This window comes from Streptomyces sp. NPDC004266 (genome assembly GCF_042874095.1).
GTDB lineage: Bacteria > Actinomycetota > Actinomycetes > Streptomycetales > Streptomycetaceae > Streptomyces.
The window spans coordinates 369,857-386,374 of record NZ_JBIAMM010000004.1; the positions used below are offsets into that span (position 1 = coordinate 369,857).

The window sequence follows — 16,518 nt, forward strand, 5'->3', positions numbered from 1 at the left end:
AGTCTCGGAGGGACTAGCCGAGGCGCTCCACGAGGGCGCGGTACTCGTCCCACAGCTCCTTCGGCGTGTGGTCGCCGAAGGTGTTCAGGTGGTCGGGGACGAGGGCGGCCTCTTCGCGCCACACGTCACGGTCGACCTTGAGGAGGAACTCCAGGTCCTCGGCCGGCAGGTCCAGGCCCTCGGTGTCCAGGGACTCGGCGGTCGGCAGGATGCCGATCGGGGTCTCGACGCCCTCGGCCTTGCCGTCGAGGCGCTCGACGATCCACTTCAGGACGCGGCTGTTCTCGCCGAAGCCGGGCCAGACGAACTTGCCCTCGTCGTTCTTGCGGAACCAGTTCACGTAGTAGATCTTCGGCAGCTTCGCCTGGCGTCCTTCCCGCGTGGCGTCCCGACCGACCTTGACCCAGTGGGCCATGTAGTCGCCCATGTTGTAGCCGCAGAAGGGCAGCATGGCGAAGGGGTCGCGGCGCAGCTCGCCGACCTTGCCCTCGGCGGCGGCGGTCTTCTCGGAGGCGACGTTCGCGCCGAGGAAGACGCCGTGGTTCCAGTCGAAGGACTCGGTGACCAGCGGGACGGCGGAGGCGCGGCGGCCGCCGAAGAGGATCGCGGAGATCGGGACGCCCTTGGTGTCCTCCCACTCGGGGGCGATCGTCGGGCACTGGCCGGCCGGGACGGTGAAGCGGGCGTTGGGGTGGGCGGCCGGGGTCTCGGACTCCGGCGTCCAGTCGTTGCCCTTCCAGTCCGTGAGGTGCGCGGGGGCCGTCTCGGTCATCCCCTCCCACCACACGTCGCCGTCGTCGGTGAGCGCGACGTTCGTGAAGACGGAGTTGCCCCACAGGGTCTTCATGGCGTTGGCGTTGGTGTGCTCGCCGGTGCCGGGCGCGACGCCGAAGAAGCCGGCCTCGGGGTTGATCGCGTAGAGGCGGCCGTCCTCGCCGAAGCGCATCCAGGCGATGTCGTCGCCGATGGTCTCGACCGTCCAGCCGGAGATCGTGGGCTCCAGCATCGCGAGGTTGGTCTTGCCACAGGCCGACGGGAAGGCGGCGGCGACGTACTTGGCCTCGCCCTGCGGCGGGGTCAGCTTGAGGATGAGCATGTGCTCGGCGAGCCAGCCCTCGTCACGCGCCATGACGGAGGCGATGCGGAGCGCGTAGCACTTCTTGCCGAGCAGGGCGTTGCCGCCGTAGCCCGAGCCGTACGACCAGATCTCGCGGGTCTCGGGGAAGTGCGAGATGTACTTGGTGGAGTTGCAGGGCCACGGCACGTCCTCCTGGCCCTCCTCCAGCGGGGCGCCGAGGGTGTGGACGGCCTTGACGAAGAAGCCGTCGGTGCCGAGCTCGTCGAGGACGGCCTGTCCCATGCGGGTCATGGTGCGCATGGAGACGGCGACGTACGCGGAGTCGGTGATCTCGACGCCGATGGCGGAGAGCGGGGAGCCGACCGGGCCCATGCAGAAGGGGACCACGTACATGGTGCGGCCCTTCATGGAGCCGCGGAAGATGCCCTTCTCGCCGGCGAAGATCTCCTTCATCTCCGCGGGGGCCTTCCAGTGGTTGGTCGGGCCCGCGTCCTCCTCCTTCTCGGAGCAGATGAAGGTCCGGTCCTCGACGCGCGCGACGTCGGTCGGGTCGGAGGCGGCGTAGTACGAGTTCGGGCGCTTGACCGGGTCGAGCTTCTTGAAGGTCCCCTTGGCGACGAGCTCCTCGCACAGGCGCTCGTACTCGGCCTCGGACCCGTCGCACCAGACGATGTTGTCCGGCTGGGTGATCTCGGCGATCTCGTTCACCCAGGAGACGAGCTCCTGGTGCTGGGTGGGGACGTCGGTGGGAGCCGCGTTGTCGCGCGCCACGATTGCTCCTTGAAGAGGGGTTTTTAGATGTATGCCCCGTGGGGGCCGCGACCCGGATGCTTCGTAGCTGCTCATCCGGTGCCGACCGCACTCATTTGATCATCCGATGGATACGCCCATATGTCCAGGGGGGTGCACACGTGAGCATCGCCACTCATATCCGGTACCTACGGAGGCGTAGCTAGGATTCGGTCTCATGACTGCAGCCACGCCGGAAGTGACCCCGATCGAGCGCGCCCTGCCGCTCCCGACGAAGCCCCGGCTCAGAGGATGGCTGCACGCGGGCATGTTCCCCGCCGTGATCGTCGCGGGCCTCGCCCTCGTCGCGCTCTCCGACTCGCCCCGCGCCCGCATCGCCTGCGGGATCTACGCCCTCACCGCCTGCCTGCTCTTCGGCATCAGCGCGCTGTACCACCGCGGCGACTGGGGTCCGCGCGGCGAGGCCGTGCTCCGGCGCCTCGACCACGCCAACATCTTCCTGATCATCGCGGGCACCTACACCCCGCTCACCCTGCTGCTGCTCCCCGACTCCACCGCGAAGCCGCTCATGTGGGCGGTCTGGGCCGCGGCCGCCGCCGGCATCGCCTTCCGCGTCTTCTGGGTCGGCGCCCCTCGCTGGCTGTACACGCCCTGCTACATCGCGATGGGCTGGGCCGCCGTCTTCTTCCTGCCCGACTTCATGCGCGAGGGCGGCATCGCCGTCCTCGTCCTCGTCATCGTCGGCGGACTGCTCTACAGCGCGGGCGGCGTCATCTACGGCATCAAGCGCCCGAACCCCTCTCCGCGCTGGTTCGGCTTCCACGAGGTCTTCCACTCGCTGACCCTGGCGGCCTTCATCGTCCACTACATCGGCATCTCGCTGGTGGCGTACCAGCACGCCTGACCCGGGACAATGCAGGTCATGAACGACCGCCCCGGCCTCCGCGAACGCAAGAAGGCGAAGACCCGCGCGGCGATCCGGAAGGCCACCTACCGGCTCGCCGCCGAGCACGGCTGGGACGCGACCACCACCGACCGCATCGCCGCGGCCGCCGAGGTCTCCCCCTCCACCGTCGTGCGCTACTTCCCGGTCCGGGAGGACATCCTCCTCACCGACGAGAACGACGAGCTCCTCGAAGCCCGGCTGCGCGCCCGCCCCGCGACCGAGGAACCGCTCGAATCGCTCCGGGCCGTCGTCCTCGAAGCCGTCCGGACCGCCCTCGACGAGGAGCCCGAGGAGACCCGGCTGCGCGCCCGGCTCATGGTGGAGATCCCCGCCGTCCGCGCCCGGCTCACCGAGACCACCGCGGTCACCGGCCGCCGCCTCGCCCGCGCGATCGCCGACCGCACCGGCCGGGACGCGGACGGCCTGGAGGTGCGGATCTTCACGGCGGCGGTCCTCGGCGCGTTCCGCGAGGCGACCGTCCACTGGGCCGAGAACGGCCGCGCCGGCGACCTCGCCGCCCTCCTGGACCGCACGGTCGACACCCTCAAGACCGGCCTGACGCCCCCAGCGCGGCCCTGACGACCCGCGCCGACTCCGGATTGTCGGCGCACTCCCACACTCCGTGCGGGCAGTAGTCGGTGACGGTCTGGTACACGGGCCGGTGCACCGCGAACCAGTCCAGCATCCCCCGCACGTACGCCGGGTTGTCCCCGTTCCTGAAGAGTCCCCACTCCGGGTACGAGACGGGCTTGCCGTGCGCCGCCGCGAAGCGCACGTGGTGCTCCAGCCCGTACTCCTCGTCCACCTGCTCCTCGAAGGAGAGCCCGGCGGGCTGGTCGTAGGCGTCCATACCGATGATGTCCACCACGTCGTCGCCCGGGTAGCAGTGCGGCCAGGGGATCGCGTCGAGCCCCCGGCTCGGCGTGAAGTCGAAGCGGAACCGCTGCCCCGGCACCTCCCGCAGCACCCCCGCCACCCGCCGCCAGTACGCCTTCCAGGCCGTCGGGTCCGGTCCGCAACGATGGCCGTACGTGGTGCCGTTCATCTCCCAGCCGAGCACCAGGACCGCGTCGCCGAGCCCGTGCTCCACCAGCCGCTCCCCCAGGGTCCGGAAGTGTCCGTCGTACGCCCCGTCCGCGCCCCGCCGCAGCCCGGCCCGCACCTCGGCGTCCGACAGCCCGGCCTCGTTGCGGTCGAGCATCGGCACGTTCAGCACGAAGAGGCGCCCCGGACGCTCCGCCTTCCAGCGCGCCCAGGGTTCGAAGAGCGCCGGATGCCCCTCGATGTTGGACCAGCGGTCGCCCGGCAGATAGGTGTGGCCGACGGTCAGGGAGTCGCCGCCGAGCCAGGCCTGCACCTGCGCGATCCGCCGCACCCCGGCCTCGTCGGATCCGGTGAAGAACCCCGACGGGACGCCCGGCAGCGGCTGTTGCTCGGGCACGGCCCCCGTCCCGGCGTGCCGGCCGCCCGGCACGAACCGGTCGGGCAGCAGGAGGAGCACGACAACGGCCGCGAGCAGCACGGTCAGTGCGGCCCGCGGCCAGGTGAACCAGGCGGGGAGGCGGCTCACGTCAGCTCGTCCAGAAGTCCCACCAGCGGGTCAGGATCAGCATCCCGATGATCCCGATGTGCAGGACCGGCAGGGCGAAGGCGAACTCGCCGAGGAAGGTCCGCAGCCCCGCCGGGGCGGGCAGCAGGCGCTCCCGCACGTTGTGCGCGGTGACGTACCAGAACATGGTGATGGTGGCGGTCCAGGCCAGGCAGCACCACAGGCAGAGCGCGTTGATCTCGTACAGCGACTGGTACATCAGCCAGGTGCAGAAGCCGACGCCGAAGAGCATCCCGGCGTTGAGGCCGAGCCAGAACCAGCCCCGGTAGCGGGCCCCGGCGAGCAGCCCGGCGCCGACGGCGACGACGACGGCGTACGTGACGAGGCCGAGCATCGGGTTCGGGAAGCCGAACACCGCCGCCTGCTCGCTCTTCATGATGCTGCCGCAGGACACGACCGGGTTCAGGCTGCAGCCGGGCTGGAAGCCCGGGTCCTCCAGGAGCAGGAACTTGTCGATCGTGATCACCCAGCCGGCGAGCACACCCGCGGCCCCGGTGACGACCAGCAGCCAGGCCAGGGCCCGGCTCGCGCCGATCGGCCCGCCGGTCTCCCGCGCGGTCTCCTCCCGCCGCTGGCCCGGCACCCCGCCCCGTACGTCCACCGTCGCCATGACGCGGCCCCTTCCCGCTCAGCCCTGGACGCGGCGGACCGGCAGCAGGACGTGGGCGCAGTCGGCGAGCATCTCCTCGTCCGAGACGAAGGCCCGCAGTTGCGCCTCGTCGACGGGCTGTCCGGGCACTCCCTCGGACCAGGGGCGCACGGAGCAGAGGAAGTAGACCTTGCCCTGGGCGTGGGCGGCCGCCTCCCACTCCTGCGGCACCGGGCACTGGACCTTCAGGAAGGGCAGGGTGAGCACGGCGGAACCGCCCTCGACGAGCAGCGTGGCGTTGATCCCGGCGTCCTTCTCCAGGTCGAAGAGCCGGTCGCCGACCGAGAGGTTCATCGACTCCAGGGCGGCGCGCATCGCCTGCTGACCGGCCTCCGGGCCGTCCCGGCCGTCGCCGAGCGAATACGCCATCAGGAACGGCGTGCCCGCCGAGTCGGCGGAGGGCTCGCTGGCCCACGGAATCACCGTGAGCGTTCCCAGCGGAGAGGCGCTGCGCGCCGAGGAAACGACGTGGGAAGTGGTCATGCAACCGGATGCTAATGCTCCAACCGCCCTTTCCCCCCGCCGCTTTCACCCGAACGGCCGACATTCACGCCGCTGGCATTTCCGCCGCAACGAACCCGGGTTTTCATCGTTGTGCCCTGAGGGCATAAGCCGACCACCAGGAGATCACTGATGATCGTCCCGCGCCGCGTCGCACTGCGGTCCCTGTTCGCCCTTGCCGTCACCGCCTTCACGGGCGGCGCGCTCGGCCGTGTCGCGGGCCGACCGGCATCGGGGGGCACGCCCGATCCGCACGCCTTCGACGAGATGTACCGGGGCCGTCGCCTCCTGGGCTTCTCCGGCCCCGGCGGCGAGCCGGTGGCCCTCGTCGACGGCCGGCCGCTGCATCTGATGCGCTGCGCCGACGGCGGCTACGTCACCCCGATCGACCACTACGAGTCCTGCCCGACGCCCCTGGCGGCCCTCCGCGCGGCCGTGGACGAACTGGGCAGCGCCCGGCTCTCCCCCCTCGCGGGCGCCCACGGCGTCCCCACCGACCCGACGGGAGGGAGCCCGCGTGGTGTACACGCGTAAGAACCAGCGCGATCTGACCGGCGCCGAGCGCCGCAAGTTCGTCGCCGCCGTCCTGGAGCTCAAGCGCACCGGTGTGTACGACCGCTTCGTCCGCACCCACATCGACCACTACACGGCCGACGGGGAGGGCCGGCTCCGGATCGCCCACATGACGCCGAGCTTCCTGCCCTGGCACCGCAAGTTCCTGCTGGAGTTCGAGACGGCCCTGCGCCGGATCGACCCGACGGTCTCCGTCCCGTACTGGGACTGGACCCGGGACAACTCCCCGGCCTCCTCGATCTGGCGCGAGGACTTCATGGGCGGCAACGGCCGCCGGGCCGACCTCCAGGTCATGACCGGCCCGTTCGCGCACTCCGCCGGGCGGTGGGCGATCACCCAGTCGATGACCGACACCCGCTATCTGACCAGGGACTTCGGCCGTCCCCGCGATCCGATCACGCTCCCCACCGCCGCCCAGCTCGACGAGGTGATGCGCGAGCGGGTGTACGACGCCGCGCCCTGGAACTCGACGAGCTCCACCGGCTTCCGCAACGCCCTGGAGGGCTGGGCGCCCGGCCGGGGCAACGACCGGTTCCGCATCCACAACCGGGTGCACCGCTGGGTGGGCGGCCTGATGCTGGGCGGCGGCTCCGTGAACGACCCGGTCTTCTGGCTGCACCACTCCTTCGTCGACCTGGTCTGGTCGCGCTGGCAGCAGCGGAACCCCGGCGCCGCCTATCTGCCGGCGGAGCCGCCGCCCCTGGGCGACGCGCAGTACCGCAAGGTCGCCGCCCGGCACGAGCCGATGGCGCCCTGGGGCGTGACCCCGGCGTCGATGTTCGACCACAGCCGGATCTACCGGTACGCGTGACCCCCGCACACGGATGTCCCCCCGGCCGCGGCGGCCGGGGGGACATCCGTGTGGAGCGGGGGGGGATCAGCCGCCGTAGCCGCCGTCACCGTGGCCGTGGCCGCCGTCGGCGTTGATGCAGGTGTTGCCGAACGCCGGGTTCAGCAGACCGATGACGTTGACGGTGTTGCCGCAGAGGTTGATCGGGACGTGGATCGGAACCTGGACGGCGTTGCCGGAGGCGACACCGGGCGAGTGGGCGGCGACGGCCCCGGCTCCGGCGTCGGCGACGGCCAGGCCGGCTCCGCTGAGGGCAACGGCACCCGTGCCGGCGAGGACGGCGGCAGCCTTCGCGATGCGAGACATCAAGAACTCCTTGGACTGGAAAGCGACCGCAGGAATCACGGCCGTCACTTCCGTTCAACGCCGATCACCGGAGGGGGTCACGGGCATTGGGCCGAAAGGGAAGAGGGGAAATCGAAAATGGCCCGCGAGCCGAATGCCGTCCGCCGCCGGATACGACGGGACGCCTTCGGCCCGCGGGCCGCGGCCATGCGACAAGCCTTCTCTTGCAACGACCGACAGCCCTTGGGGTGGCGGGGAAGAATCGTGTCTTCACCCGCCCGGTCAACGGTCGTACGAATGAACGGGGACGCGAAGTCCTCAGCCCGCGTCCGGCGCCAGGCCCAGCTGCGGGTCGAGGGCTCCGCTGAGCACCGGGGTGAGGAGGCCGATCTGGGGCTTCGCCAGGTCCGGCAGTCCGGCGAGCCCGTTGCCGCGCGGGGCCTCCACCGGGGTGCCGACGACGGCGCCCGGGGTGGCCGCCTTCATCTCCGAGTGCGGGCTGCTGAGCAGGGCGCGGCCGGGCTCGCTGCCCTTGAGGAGCTCGGGCAGCGGCGCGTCCACGACGGTCTCCGGCAGGGTGCCGGTCAGCGGGACGCTGGGCAGCGCGACGTCCGGGAGCGAGCCGACGCCCTTCTGGAAACCGGTGGGCGCACCGGGCATCGGGACGGGAACACCGGTCGCCACGGTCGGCGCGTCCATCGGCAGGACCGGCTCCAGGCCCTGGAGCGGGACGATCACCGGAGCCTCGACGGCGGCGGCGGGAGAGACCAGGGCGGCGGAGGCGAATGCGGTCATGAGGAGCCCCATGCCGGCGTGAGAACGCAGAGTCATGTGAGGAGAACGAGCCCTTCGGCCGAAACGTCGCGGGACTAACCCGTGTGCAGCAACGCGCAGGGCCCTCACCGGTGAAGGCGAGGGCCCGGGTTGACGCGGTGCCGGCGGGCGGGGTCAGTGCCGGCGGGCGAGCCGTCCGCCGCGGAGGTAGACGACGCCACCACCGATGACCAGTGCGGCGCTGATCGCGGCGGCGCCCATGAGCGCGGGGTCCATACCGGTCCCGGGCAGCTCCCCACAACCGTGATGCGGCCCTTCCCCGGGCGCGGGCTGCTCACAGGTGGGGTGATCGGTGGGGTGACCGGTCGGGTGGTCGGTGGGGTGCCCGGTGGGGTGGTCGGTGGGGTGCCCAGTGGGGTGGTCGGTGGGGTGACCGGTCGGGTGGCCGGTGGGGTGACCCGTCGGGTGACCGGTCGGGTGACCGGTCGGGTGGCCGGTGGGGTGCCCCGTCGGGTGACCGGTCGGATGACCCGTCGGGTGGCCGGTGGGGTGCCCGGTCGGATGACCCGTGGGGTGCCCCGTCGGGTGACCGGTGGGGTGGCCCGTCGGGTGACCGGTCGGGTGCCCGGTCGGATGACCCGTGGGGTGCCCCGTCGGGTGACCGGTGGGGTGGCCCGTCGGGTGACCGGTCGGGTGCCCCGTCGGGTGACCGGTCGGGTGCCCCGTCGGATGCCCGGTCGGGTGACCCGTCGGATGCCCGGTCGGGTGGCCCGTCGGGCCCGGTCCCTCGCCGTGGCCGCCCGGACCCTCGCCGTAGCCGCCCGGCTCCTCGCCGTAGCCGTCGGGTTCCTCCGCGTGGGCGCAGAGGTCTCCGACGGCCACCCCGGCGATCCCGCCGAGCTCCATGGTGCCGCAGACGTCCGCCGGCAGGGTGGGCCGGGCGTGGCCGGCCGTGCCGGGCCCGTCGCCCGTGCCGGGGTGGGAGTTCGCGGCCAGGGCGAAGCCCCCGCTCAGCGACAGGATGCCGGTCGCTGCCGCCGCGGTGAGTACTTTCCTGCTGATGATGGACCGCATACCGCTCTTCCTCTGGAGAAAGGGAGAGACCGGCGAGGATCCCCCCTCGCTCCGACCGGCCTGATCCGCATCGACGTTCACGTGGGATCGGCCAGAGGGTATGGGTCGGCGCCCGGCGCACAGCCGGGGCCACACGGCAGCTGATCAGAAAATCATTCGATCAGCCGACCGTGAGGAACGGCGGCCCGAAGACCCGCCGTAAGTGCCCCTGGGGCAGGTGGTACTGATGTGGCGTCAGCCGCCGAGACCGCCGGCGACCGGGAGGCCGCCCAGCAGCGAGCCGCCCTTGGTGGCGCTGTTCAGCTGGTCCGCCGCCTTGGTCACGGTCTGGACCGGGGAGCCGTCCGTGGTGCTGCTCAGCATGTCGCTCTTGAGCCCGTTGGCGGCGATCGCTTCGAGGCCACCGTTCAGGCTGGTGGGGGTCAGCGCCTCCGTGGCCATGGCGGGCGCGGCGGCGCCCAGGGCCATCAGCGAACCGGCGAAGACCGCGGCGACCTTGGTGGGCTTCATGGAGTGAATCCTTCCTCTGTGCTTCCAAGTCACTTTCCGTACAGGGTTCTTGGCGGAATCCTGCACGTCGTTCTGCTTCTGTAACGAGGAGTGAGCGCGCCGGAAACTCCGGGAGGAAGGATTTCTCGGTACTGCACCCGATCGATGCGGACCGGTGCTATTTGCCGATCGCACACGCCCGTACCGGCCCGACGGAGGCCGGGCCGGTACGGGGTGCGGGGCGCTAGTGGGCGGCCGGCGGGGGATCGACCGGCAGCTCGGGCGCCGCGGCCGGCGGCTTGACCGGCAGCTCGGGCGCGGTGGCCGGGACCTCGGGCGCGAGGGCCGTGGGTGCCGGGAGCGTGGGCAGGCCGCCGCCGAGCAGGGTGCCGGTGACCAGGTTGACCAGGGAGGTCAGCGTGGAGGTGACCTGCGGCACGAGTCCGCCGGCGCCGCCGGAGGTGACGGTGGCGAGCAGGGCGGCGACCGTCTTCTCGACGCTCGCGAGGGCGTCGGACACGACGTCCGCCGGGGCGGCCGGGAGCTCGGGGGCGGCGGGGGCGTCCGGGAGGGAGGCGGTGGCCTTCGCCTGGTCGACCGCCGTGGCGATCTCGGCCTTGAAGGCCTCGGCCTCGGCCGCGGACAGCCGGCCGGAGTCGGCGTCCAGGACGGCCGTGACGAGCTCGGCCACGGGGGTCGCCACCGAGCCGAGATCGTCGAGCGCCTCGGCCCGGGTCGGCAGGGCGGGGGCGTCCGGGAGGGACGCGTGCGCGGCCCGGTCGACCGCGGGGGACGGGTGGTGTTCGTCGGCGAAGGCGGGTCCCGCCGTGCCGAGGGTGACGGCGGCGGATATCGCCAGGGCGGTGAGGTGGCGTGTGGCCAGGGGACGCATATGTGTTCCTTTTCCTTATGCGTCGGACAACTGCCCTCTCACGGTGCCTGCGGGTATAGCCCTCCGCAACCGCAGAACTACGGAGCGCCACGCCTCCGTTCGGGTGAATCCGCCCCGGGGCCCTGCCCCCGGAGGGGCGTACGCCGTTGCACCGGACGGCGCACGAGGGTGCGTCCGAACGAGTACCGGACCAGTGGCGGCAAGGAAAAAGCCGGTGCGCCCACCCGGACGGGGGGCGCACCGGCTTCGGAAGGACCGATCAGGCGTGCGAGATCAGGCGTTGACGCAGACGTTGCCGAAGGCCGGGTTCAGCGCGCCGATGACGCTGACGGTGTTGCCGCAGACGTTGACCGGGACGTGCACCGGGACCTGGACGACGTTGCCGGAGATGACACCGGGGGACTTCACGGCCGCGGCCTCGGCACCGGCGTCGGCGGAGGCGGCACCGGCGGTACCGGCGACGGCGGCGGCGGCACCGACGGTCAGGACTACGGCCTTGGCGATACGGGACATGGGGAGGTGCTCCTCGATCGAATTCATCCAACTCGGACTGCGCGGACTGTTCGGCCCGGCTCCTTCAACAACGCCCCGGCTTTTCATCGGTTGCTCTCCCGAACGGGTGACGTTCAACCGATCTTTGGGCCATAGGAGGGCCATTGGAGGGACTGGGCGTGGAATGGCGCAACACGCTCAACGAGGAACCGGGCGCCCGGATACGGGAGTTAGCGTTTCCGGGCATCTAATGCTTACTATCGCCCCGCATCGGGGTTATAACGTTCCCGAACGTTGCTTCCGGGCCCGCCGCGCGTTCACCCATTTCGTGCGGACGACACCTCCCTCTCCCCCGGCCTACTCGGGTCTTCCCTCCCTTCTCTCATCAAAGCGGAGAACCTGTATGCGGAATTCAGCGGTTCTTGCTGTGCGTCGCAGCGTGTTGTGCGCCTTGTCGTGTGCGGCCCTGACCGCCGCGCTGCCCGGCGCCTCCGCAGCCGCGCCCAGGCCCCGGGAGGCGGCCCGCGTCCCGTTCACCGCCCGCCACCAGGCCGTACAGCACGGTGGGATCGTGCGCGCCGCCAACACCTCGGCGAAGGGCGCGAAGGGCACCGAGTCCGTCAACGACGGCGCCTCGATCAGGTGCGTCGACGTGGACCGCGACCCCAACACGTACAACTCCAGCCGCGCCGAGCTCGCGGTGCCGGCGGGCGCCCGGGTCACCTGGGCCCGGCTCTACTGGGGCGGGAACCTGCGGGTGGGCGAGCAGAAGCCGCCGAAGGACAACGGCCGCGTCCTGATCGCCGAGCCCGGCGGGCGGTACAAGGCGCTGTTCGCCGACTCCGTGATCGGCCACCGCACGGCCGACGGCGCCGACGCCTTCCAGGCCTCCGCCGACGTCACGCAGCTGGTCCGCCGGTCGCATCCGGGGCAGTGGACCGTCGCGCAGGTCAATGTGGCGATGGGCCGTTCCGCGGTGGGCGGCTGGGGCGGCTGGACGCTCGTCGCCGCGTACGAGAAGGCCTCGGAACCGCTGCGCAGGATCAGCGTCTGGGACGGTTTCGAAACGGTCGGTCCGCGCGCCGGGGAGCTGCGTGTCCCGGTCGACGGAAACCGTTTCCCCAAGGGCGTCTCCGGCCGCCTCGGCCTGATCGCCTATGACGGGGACCGCGGGACTTCCGGGGATTACCTGACGGTGGAAACGAGCCGTTCGAAGAGCACCCGCCTCTCCGATTCCGCCAATTCCGCGGACGACGTGCTGAACTCCACCGTCACCGAATTCGACGCCGGTCGTACCGTACGCCGACCGGATCGTACGAACACCCTCGGATACGACTCCGACGTGTTCGACCTGCGGGGGGCGCTGCGCTCCGGGGGCGACCGGGTCCACGTCCGGGTCGGCAGCCGGAAGGACACCGTCTGGCTCGGCGCGGTCTTCCTCCAGGCGGACGTCCGGCGCTGACGTGCTGTCACCACTCGACACGGACCCCGGGTCCGTCACCGTCCTGCACGCGGTCCAGCCCGGCGACGGCGGGGTCGCCCGTGTCGTCGTCGACCTGGTCCGCGCCCAGCGCGCCGCCGGCCTGCGGGTCGCGGTCGCCTGCCCGCCCGGCACCTGGCTCTCCGCCGCCGTCCGCGCCGAGGGCGCCGAAACCCACGACTGGCGGGCCGGTCGCGACCCCGGGCCCGCCGCCCTGCGCGAGACGCGGGAGCTGGCCCGGCTCGTCCGTGCGGTCCGACCCGGGCTCGTCCACGCGCACAGCGCCAAGGCCGGTCTGTGCGCCCGACTCGCCGTGCGGGGAAGGATCCCGACGGTGTACCAGCCGCACGCCTGGTCCTTCGAGGCGGTCGAGGGGAGGACCGCCGCGATCGCCCGGCGCTGGGAGCGCTTCGGCGCCCGGTGGACGGACCGCGTCCTCTGCGTGAGCGAGGCCGAGCGGCGCACCGGCGAGGCGGCCGGGGTCGTGGCGGACTGGTCGGTCGTCCACAACGGCGTGGACACGGCCCGGTTCGCCACCGACGGGCCGCCCCGCAACGCGGCGCCCACGGTCGTCTGCGTGGGCCGGCTCTGCCGGCAGAAGGGGCAGGACGTCCTGCTCGCCGCCTGGCCCGCCGTCCTCGCCGAGGTGCCCGCGGCCCGGCTCGTCCTGGTCGGCGACGGCCCCGACGCGGAGGCGCTGCGGGCCGCGGCCGGCCCGTCGGTGCGGCTCACGGGGGCCGTGGAGGACCCCGTGCCCTGGTACCGGGCCGCCGACGTGGTCGTCCTGCCGTCCCGCTGGGAGGGCATGGCCCTCGCGCCCCTGGAGGCCATGGCCGCCGGCCGGCCGGTCGTCGTCAGCGACGTGGACGGCGCACGCGAGAGCCTGCCGCCCGCCCACGCACCCCAGTGCCTGGTCCCGCCCGAGGACCCGGCCGCGCTCGCCACCGCTCTGGGCCGCCTCCTCGGCAGGCCGGAGCTGCGGCACCGCCTGGGCCGCGAGGCCCACGAGCACGTACTCAGCAGATTCGATGTCCGGCGCACCGGCGCGGCCGTCGCGGACGTCTACCGCGAGCTGGCCGGAGTGCGGGGGGCCGAGCACAGAGAGCCGATTGCGCAGTGACCACGGAAAGTACCAGCGTTCCCTCCTCGCCGGGCCCCTGGCCCACGGCGGGCCAGGCCTACGGCCGCGCCTCCCTGGTGCCGCGCCGCGGCACGACCGGCCGGCTCGCGCTGCCGCGCCACCGGCGCGAGCGGCGGCGGTCCGGCACGGCGGCGCTCGTGGCGGTCGACGCCCTGGCCGTCCTCGCCGCGGCGTCGGTGCTGAGCGCGGCGCACCACGACGTCCGGCTCGTGCTGCCGGTCGTGGCGGTCGTCCTCGTCCTCGACGGCCACGCGGGGCTCTACCGGCCGGCCGCGCACACCCGGGCCCTGGACGAGCTGCCCGCCCTGGGCTCCCGCGCCGGGTTCGCCTGGTGCCTGGCGGCGGCCGCGGTCGCCGCGTACTCCCCCGCCCTGGCGATCGGGCCGCTGCGGCTCTGCGCCGCCTACGGCACGCACGTCGCCCTGGTGTGCCTGGTCCGCGCCGCGCTGCTCGGACGGCGGCGCCGGATCGCGCGGGAGCGTCCGCGGTCGGCGCTCGTCATCGGCGGGACGGGGGCGGCGCGCCGGTTCGCGGCGGCGGCCGCCCAGCACCCCGAGTACGGGGTGCGGCCGGTCGGGATCGTGGGCGTGCCGGAGCAGGGCGGTGCTTCCCGGGCGACCGGGGAGGCCGGGCTCCCGGTGCTCACCACGACCGAGGAGATCCACCGGGCGGTCATCCAGAACACCGTGCGCGACGCCGTGTTCCTCGATGACGACCCGGGCCTGGTGGCGCTCTTCCAGCAGTACGGCTGCGCCACCTGGCGGGTCGGCGGCCGGCACCAGGACGGGCCGATGGGCGCGCACATGTGGGGGTACGCCTGGCACCGGATCGTCCCGCTGCGCGAGCGCCGCGGGCGGGCCGCGAAGCGGGCCCTCGACATCGTGCTGGCCGCGCCCGCGCTCGCGGTCGCGCTGCCGGTGCTGCTGCTGTGCGCGCTGGCGGTGCGGCTCTCGGACGGTCCCGGGGTGCTCTTTCGGCAGGAGCGGGTGGGCCAGCACGGGCGCCACTTCACCCTGCTCAAGTTCCGTACGCTGCGCCCCTCCGACGACACCGAGTCGGCGACCCGCTGGAACGTGGCGGGCGACCGGCGGATGAGCGCGGCCGGAAGCTTCCTGCGGAAGACCTCCCTGGACGAGCTGCCGCAGCTGTGGAACGTGCTGCGCGGGGACATGAGCCTGGTCGGTCCGCGGCCCGAACGCCCGTACTTCGTGGCCCAGTTCAGCAAGATCCACGCGGGGTACGCGGCCCGTCACCGGATGCCCGTGGGGCTCACGGGACTGGCGCAGGTGCACGGGCTGCGCGGCGACACCTCGATCGAGGACCGCTGCCGCTTCGACAACCACTACATCGACCACTGGTCGCTCTGGCAGGACGTCTGCATCCTGCTGCGCACGGCGGCCGGGCTCGTCCGACCCACGGGGAGCTGAGGATGGCCACGGCCGTGACGACGGCGCCGGCGGTCCCGGCCGCGCCCGGGGCCGCGGGCGTACGGGACGGGCTGCGCCGGGCCGGGGTGCTGGCCCCGGTCCTCGCCGTGATCGCACTGCTGCTCGTCCCGGGCGGCGGCGGCGCGCAGGGCGGCACCGGAGGCACGGGGACGGTCGCGGACGCGGCCTCCGGGCTCCTCGTCCTGATCTGTCTGGTGCGGGTGCTGCGCGGCGGGGCCAGGCCGCTGACCCGGGCGGCGGCCGTCGTCCTCGGCCTGCCGGTGCTCGGGATCTGCCTGGCCGCGATCACCTCGAACGACCCGGCGGCGAGCCTGCCGGGCGTCGCCCGCTACCTGCAGGTCTTCGTCCTCGTCCCGGCGGCCGTGCTCCTGACGGTCCGCGACCGGCGGGACTTCGCCGTGATCGCCTGGGGCCTGGTCGCGTTCGCGCTGCTCCAGGGCGCGGTCGGCGTCGTCCAGTACCTGACGGGCACGGGCGCCTCGTACCAGGGCGAGGACGTCCGGGCCGTCGGCACCTTCGGGGCCACCGACGTGATGGGCATGGCGACGGTCGTGGCGTACGGGCTCGTCGTCGTCACGGGGATCGCGCTCGGCAGCGGCCCCGGCCGCGTCCGCACGGTCGCGACGGTCTGCGCGGCTCTCCTCTTCGTCCCGCTGGTGCTGTCCTTCAGCCGGGGCGCGTGGATCGCGACCGTGCTCACCTGCGCGCTCCAGCTGCTGCTCGCAGGGGTCCGGCGGGCGGTGCGGGTGGCGCTCGCGGCGGCCGCGCTGGGGGTGGTCCTGGTCGGCGGCCTCGGGATCGGGTCGGAGATGGTGGAGGAGCGGGTCGCCAGCATCACGCAGGTGACGGCCGCGCCGGACCAGTCGGTGACGGACAGGTACACGATGTGGGCGGCGGCCGGGCGGATGTGGCGCGCGGAGCCGGTCACGGGCGTCGGCCTCAAGGGCTTCCCCCGGTACCGCGACTCGAACGCCTCCCTCGCGCTCTCCTCCGGCAGCGACACGGCCGGCGCGGGTGCCTCCTTCGCGCGCCAGCCGCTGCTCTCCCCGCACAACATGTACCTCCTGGTGCTGAGCGAGCAGGGCCTGGTGGGTCTCCTCGCCCTGGCCGGGAGCTGGGTGGCGCTGCTCGTCGGCGCGCTGCGGCGGCAGCGGCTCGGCGCGGACTGCGCGCTCGTCGCGACGGGCCTGCTCGCCTGGCAGCTCGTCGACTTCTTCTACGCGGACATCGGCGGCCCCTCGACGGTCCTGATGTCGGTCGTGTTCGGCCTGGCGGCCTGGTGGTCGCTGGCGGAGGTGAGGCGTGCGTGACCCGTGGGCCGGGGAACCGGAGCCCACGGACGCGCCGTGGGCCGACGGGCCGCGCCCCGCGCCCCGGCCGCCCTGCGGCACGCCGCTGACCGACCCCTGGCAGGCCTCGCCTCCGGGGCCCACGGACTCCCCGTGGGCCCCGGAGGCCGTCGTGCTGCCGGGGGCGGGCGCCGCGGG

The 16,518-nt window shown here is 73.0% G+C and carries 18 protein-coding genes; 8 read left to right on the forward strand and 10 right to left on the reverse strand.

The window, feature by feature from the left end:
- Positions 1 to 13: 13 nt before the first annotated feature.
- Positions 14 to 1,849, reverse strand: a complete 1,836-nt coding sequence (locus ACFYUZ_RS12900; protein WP_389308302.1) for a phosphoenolpyruvate carboxykinase (GTP) — start codon at positions 1,847 to 1,849, stop codon at positions 14 to 16.
- Positions 1,850 to 2,045: 196 nt separating this feature from the next.
- Between ACFYUZ_RS12900 and ACFYUZ_RS12905 the strand changes: the two genes are divergently transcribed.
- Both ACFYUZ_RS12905 and ACFYUZ_RS12910 read left to right on the forward strand, forming a co-directional pair.
- Entirely contained in the window at positions 2,046 to 2,732 is a 687-nt protein-coding gene (locus ACFYUZ_RS12905) for a hemolysin III family protein (protein ID WP_389308304.1), read from the forward strand.
- 18 nt (positions 2,733 to 2,750) lie between these two features.
- Positions 2,751 to 3,353 carry a TetR family transcriptional regulator gene (locus tag ACFYUZ_RS12910; RefSeq protein WP_389308306.1) on the forward strand — a complete coding sequence of 201 codons (603 nt, stop codon included), beginning with the start codon at positions 2,751 to 2,753 and terminating at the stop codon, positions 3,351 to 3,353.
- Here the strand turns inward: ACFYUZ_RS12910 and ACFYUZ_RS12915 are convergent.
- The 3 genes from ACFYUZ_RS12915 to ACFYUZ_RS12925 are packed head-to-tail and all read right to left on the reverse strand — an operon-like array spanning position 3,319 to position 5,515.
- The gene (locus ACFYUZ_RS12915; protein WP_389308308.1) at positions 3,319 to 4,344 is read right to left on the reverse strand and encodes a glycoside hydrolase family 26 protein; all 1,026 of its coding nucleotides are present in this window, start codon (positions 4,342 to 4,344) and stop codon (positions 3,319 to 3,321) included. The genes ACFYUZ_RS12910 and ACFYUZ_RS12915 overlap by 35 nt on opposite strands.
- Before the next feature lies 1 nt (position 4,345).
- Positions 4,346 to 4,993: a vitamin K epoxide reductase family protein gene (locus ACFYUZ_RS12920; RefSeq protein WP_389308310.1), complete on the reverse strand. Its 648-nt coding sequence runs from the start codon at positions 4,991 to 4,993 to the stop codon at positions 4,346 to 4,348.
- A gap of 18 nt (positions 4,994 to 5,011) precedes the next feature.
- On the reverse strand, positions 5,012 to 5,515 hold the full coding sequence (locus ACFYUZ_RS12925; RefSeq protein ID WP_389308312.1) for a DUF5949 family protein: 504 nt from the start codon (positions 5,513 to 5,515) through the stop codon (positions 5,012 to 5,014).
- Positions 5,516 to 5,665: 150 nt separating this feature from the next.
- Here ACFYUZ_RS12925 and ACFYUZ_RS12930 point away from each other — a divergent pair, with 150 nt between their 5' ends.
- Together ACFYUZ_RS12930 and ACFYUZ_RS12935 are read left to right on the forward strand one after the other, a co-directional pair.
- Complete coding sequence (locus tag ACFYUZ_RS12930) at positions 5,666 to 6,067, forward strand: tyrosinase family oxidase copper chaperone (RefSeq protein WP_389308314.1); 402 nt, start codon at positions 5,666 to 5,668, stop codon at positions 6,065 to 6,067.
- Positions 6,051 to 6,917, forward strand: coding sequence for a tyrosinase family protein (locus tag ACFYUZ_RS12935; RefSeq protein ID WP_389308315.1), 867 nt, complete (start codon positions 6,051 to 6,053; stop codon positions 6,915 to 6,917). Before ACFYUZ_RS12930 ends, ACFYUZ_RS12935 begins: the two co-directional genes overlap by 17 nt.
- Before the next feature lie 66 nt (positions 6,918 to 6,983).
- Here the strand turns inward: ACFYUZ_RS12935 and ACFYUZ_RS12940 are convergent, their stop codons facing one another.
- The 6 genes from ACFYUZ_RS12940 to ACFYUZ_RS12965 all read right to left on the reverse strand — a co-directional run bounded on the left by ACFYUZ_RS12940 (position 6,984) and on the right by ACFYUZ_RS12965 (position 10,983).
- Positions 6,984 to 7,262: a chaplin gene (locus tag ACFYUZ_RS12940; protein ID WP_389308317.1), complete on the reverse strand. Its 279-nt coding sequence runs from the start codon at positions 7,260 to 7,262 to the stop codon at positions 6,984 to 6,986.
- A gap of 297 nt (positions 7,263 to 7,559) precedes the next feature.
- Positions 7,560 to 8,036: a hypothetical protein gene (locus ACFYUZ_RS12945; RefSeq protein WP_389308319.1), complete on the reverse strand. Its 477-nt coding sequence runs from the start codon at positions 8,034 to 8,036 to the stop codon at positions 7,560 to 7,562.
- Between the two features lie 153 nt (positions 8,037 to 8,189).
- Positions 8,190 to 9,089 (reverse strand): hypothetical protein, encoded by a 900-nt coding sequence (locus ACFYUZ_RS12950; RefSeq protein WP_389308321.1) that lies wholly within the window; start codon positions 9,087 to 9,089, stop codon positions 8,190 to 8,192.
- 234 nt (positions 9,090 to 9,323) lie between these two features.
- Positions 9,324 to 9,599, reverse strand: a complete 276-nt coding sequence (locus ACFYUZ_RS12955) for a hypothetical protein (protein ID WP_389308323.1) — start codon at positions 9,597 to 9,599, stop codon at positions 9,324 to 9,326.
- A 223-nt stretch (positions 9,600 to 9,822) separates the two neighbouring features.
- Positions 9,823 to 10,470: a hypothetical protein gene (locus tag ACFYUZ_RS12960; RefSeq protein WP_389308325.1), complete on the reverse strand. Its 648-nt coding sequence runs from the start codon at positions 10,468 to 10,470 to the stop codon at positions 9,823 to 9,825.
- 273 nt (positions 10,471 to 10,743) lie between these two features.
- Positions 10,744 to 10,983 carry a chaplin family protein gene (locus ACFYUZ_RS12965; protein WP_389308326.1) on the reverse strand — a complete coding sequence of 80 codons (240 nt, stop codon included), beginning with the start codon at positions 10,981 to 10,983 and terminating at the stop codon, positions 10,744 to 10,746.
- A gap of 382 nt (positions 10,984 to 11,365) precedes the next feature.
- Between ACFYUZ_RS12965 and ACFYUZ_RS12970 the strand changes: the two genes are divergently transcribed.
- The 4 genes from ACFYUZ_RS12970 to ACFYUZ_RS12985 are packed head-to-tail and all read left to right on the forward strand — an operon-like array spanning position 11,366 to position 16,341.
- The gene (locus ACFYUZ_RS12970; RefSeq protein WP_389308328.1) at positions 11,366 to 12,424 is read left to right on the forward strand and encodes a DUF3344 domain-containing protein; all 1,059 of its coding nucleotides are present in this window, start codon (positions 11,366 to 11,368) and stop codon (positions 12,422 to 12,424) included.
- Position 12,425: 1 nt separating this feature from the next.
- On the forward strand, positions 12,426 to 13,562 hold the full coding sequence (locus tag ACFYUZ_RS12975) for a glycosyltransferase (RefSeq protein ID WP_389308330.1): 1,137 nt from the start codon (positions 12,426 to 12,428) through the stop codon (positions 13,560 to 13,562).
- Positions 13,559 to 15,010, forward strand: a complete 1,452-nt coding sequence (locus ACFYUZ_RS12980) for a sugar transferase (RefSeq protein WP_389308332.1) — start codon at positions 13,559 to 13,561, stop codon at positions 15,008 to 15,010. Before ACFYUZ_RS12975 ends, ACFYUZ_RS12980 begins: the two co-directional genes overlap by 4 nt.
- Positions 15,011 to 15,012: 2 nt before the next feature.
- A complete protein-coding gene (locus tag ACFYUZ_RS12985) occupies positions 15,013 to 16,341 on the forward strand; it encodes an O-antigen ligase family protein (RefSeq protein ID WP_389308333.1) in 1,329 nt (442 codons plus the stop codon).
- Positions 16,342 to 16,518: the final 177 nt, after the last annotated feature.

Excerpts from the sequence above, each read along its gene's own strand:
- ACFYUZ_RS12955 (WP_389308323.1), bottom strand. The coding sequence starts at position 9,599 with ATGAAGCCCACCAAGGTCGCCGCGGTCTTCGCCGGTTCGCTGATGGCC.
- ACFYUZ_RS12920 (WP_389308310.1), bottom strand. The coding sequence starts at position 4,993 with ATGGCGACGGTGGACGTACGGGGCGGGGTGCCGGGCCAGCGGCGGGAG.
- ACFYUZ_RS12910 (WP_389308306.1), top strand. The coding sequence starts at position 2,751 with ATGAACGACCGCCCCGGCCTCCGCGAACGCAAGAAGGCGAAGACCCGC.
- ACFYUZ_RS12940 (WP_389308317.1), bottom strand. The coding sequence starts at position 7,262 with ATGTCTCGCATCGCGAAGGCTGCCGCCGTCCTCGCCGGCACGGGTGCC.
- ACFYUZ_RS12950 (WP_389308321.1), bottom strand. The coding sequence starts at position 9,089 with ATGCGGTCCATCATCAGCAGGAAAGTACTCACCGCGGCGGCAGCGACC.
- ACFYUZ_RS12945 (WP_389308319.1), bottom strand. The coding sequence starts at position 8,036 with ATGACCGCATTCGCCTCCGCCGCCCTGGTCTCTCCCGCCGCCGCCGTC.
- ACFYUZ_RS12970 (WP_389308328.1), top strand. The coding sequence starts at position 11,366 with ATGCGGAATTCAGCGGTTCTTGCTGTGCGTCGCAGCGTGTTGTGCGCC.
- ACFYUZ_RS12930 (WP_389308314.1), top strand. The coding sequence starts at position 5,666 with ATGATCGTCCCGCGCCGCGTCGCACTGCGGTCCCTGTTCGCCCTTGCC.
- ACFYUZ_RS12925 (WP_389308312.1), bottom strand. The coding sequence starts at position 5,515 with ATGACCACTTCCCACGTCGTTTCCTCGGCGCGCAGCGCCTCTCCGCTG.
- ACFYUZ_RS12965 (WP_389308326.1), bottom strand. The coding sequence starts at position 10,983 with ATGTCCCGTATCGCCAAGGCCGTAGTCCTGACCGTCGGTGCCGCCGCC.
- ACFYUZ_RS12960 (WP_389308325.1), bottom strand. The coding sequence starts at position 10,470 with ATGCGTCCCCTGGCCACACGCCACCTCACCGCCCTGGCGATATCCGCC.
- ACFYUZ_RS12985 (WP_389308333.1), top strand. The coding sequence starts at position 15,013 with ATGGCCACGGCCGTGACGACGGCGCCGGCGGTCCCGGCCGCGCCCGGG.
- ACFYUZ_RS12905 (WP_389308304.1), top strand. The coding sequence starts at position 2,046 with ATGACTGCAGCCACGCCGGAAGTGACCCCGATCGAGCGCGCCCTGCCG.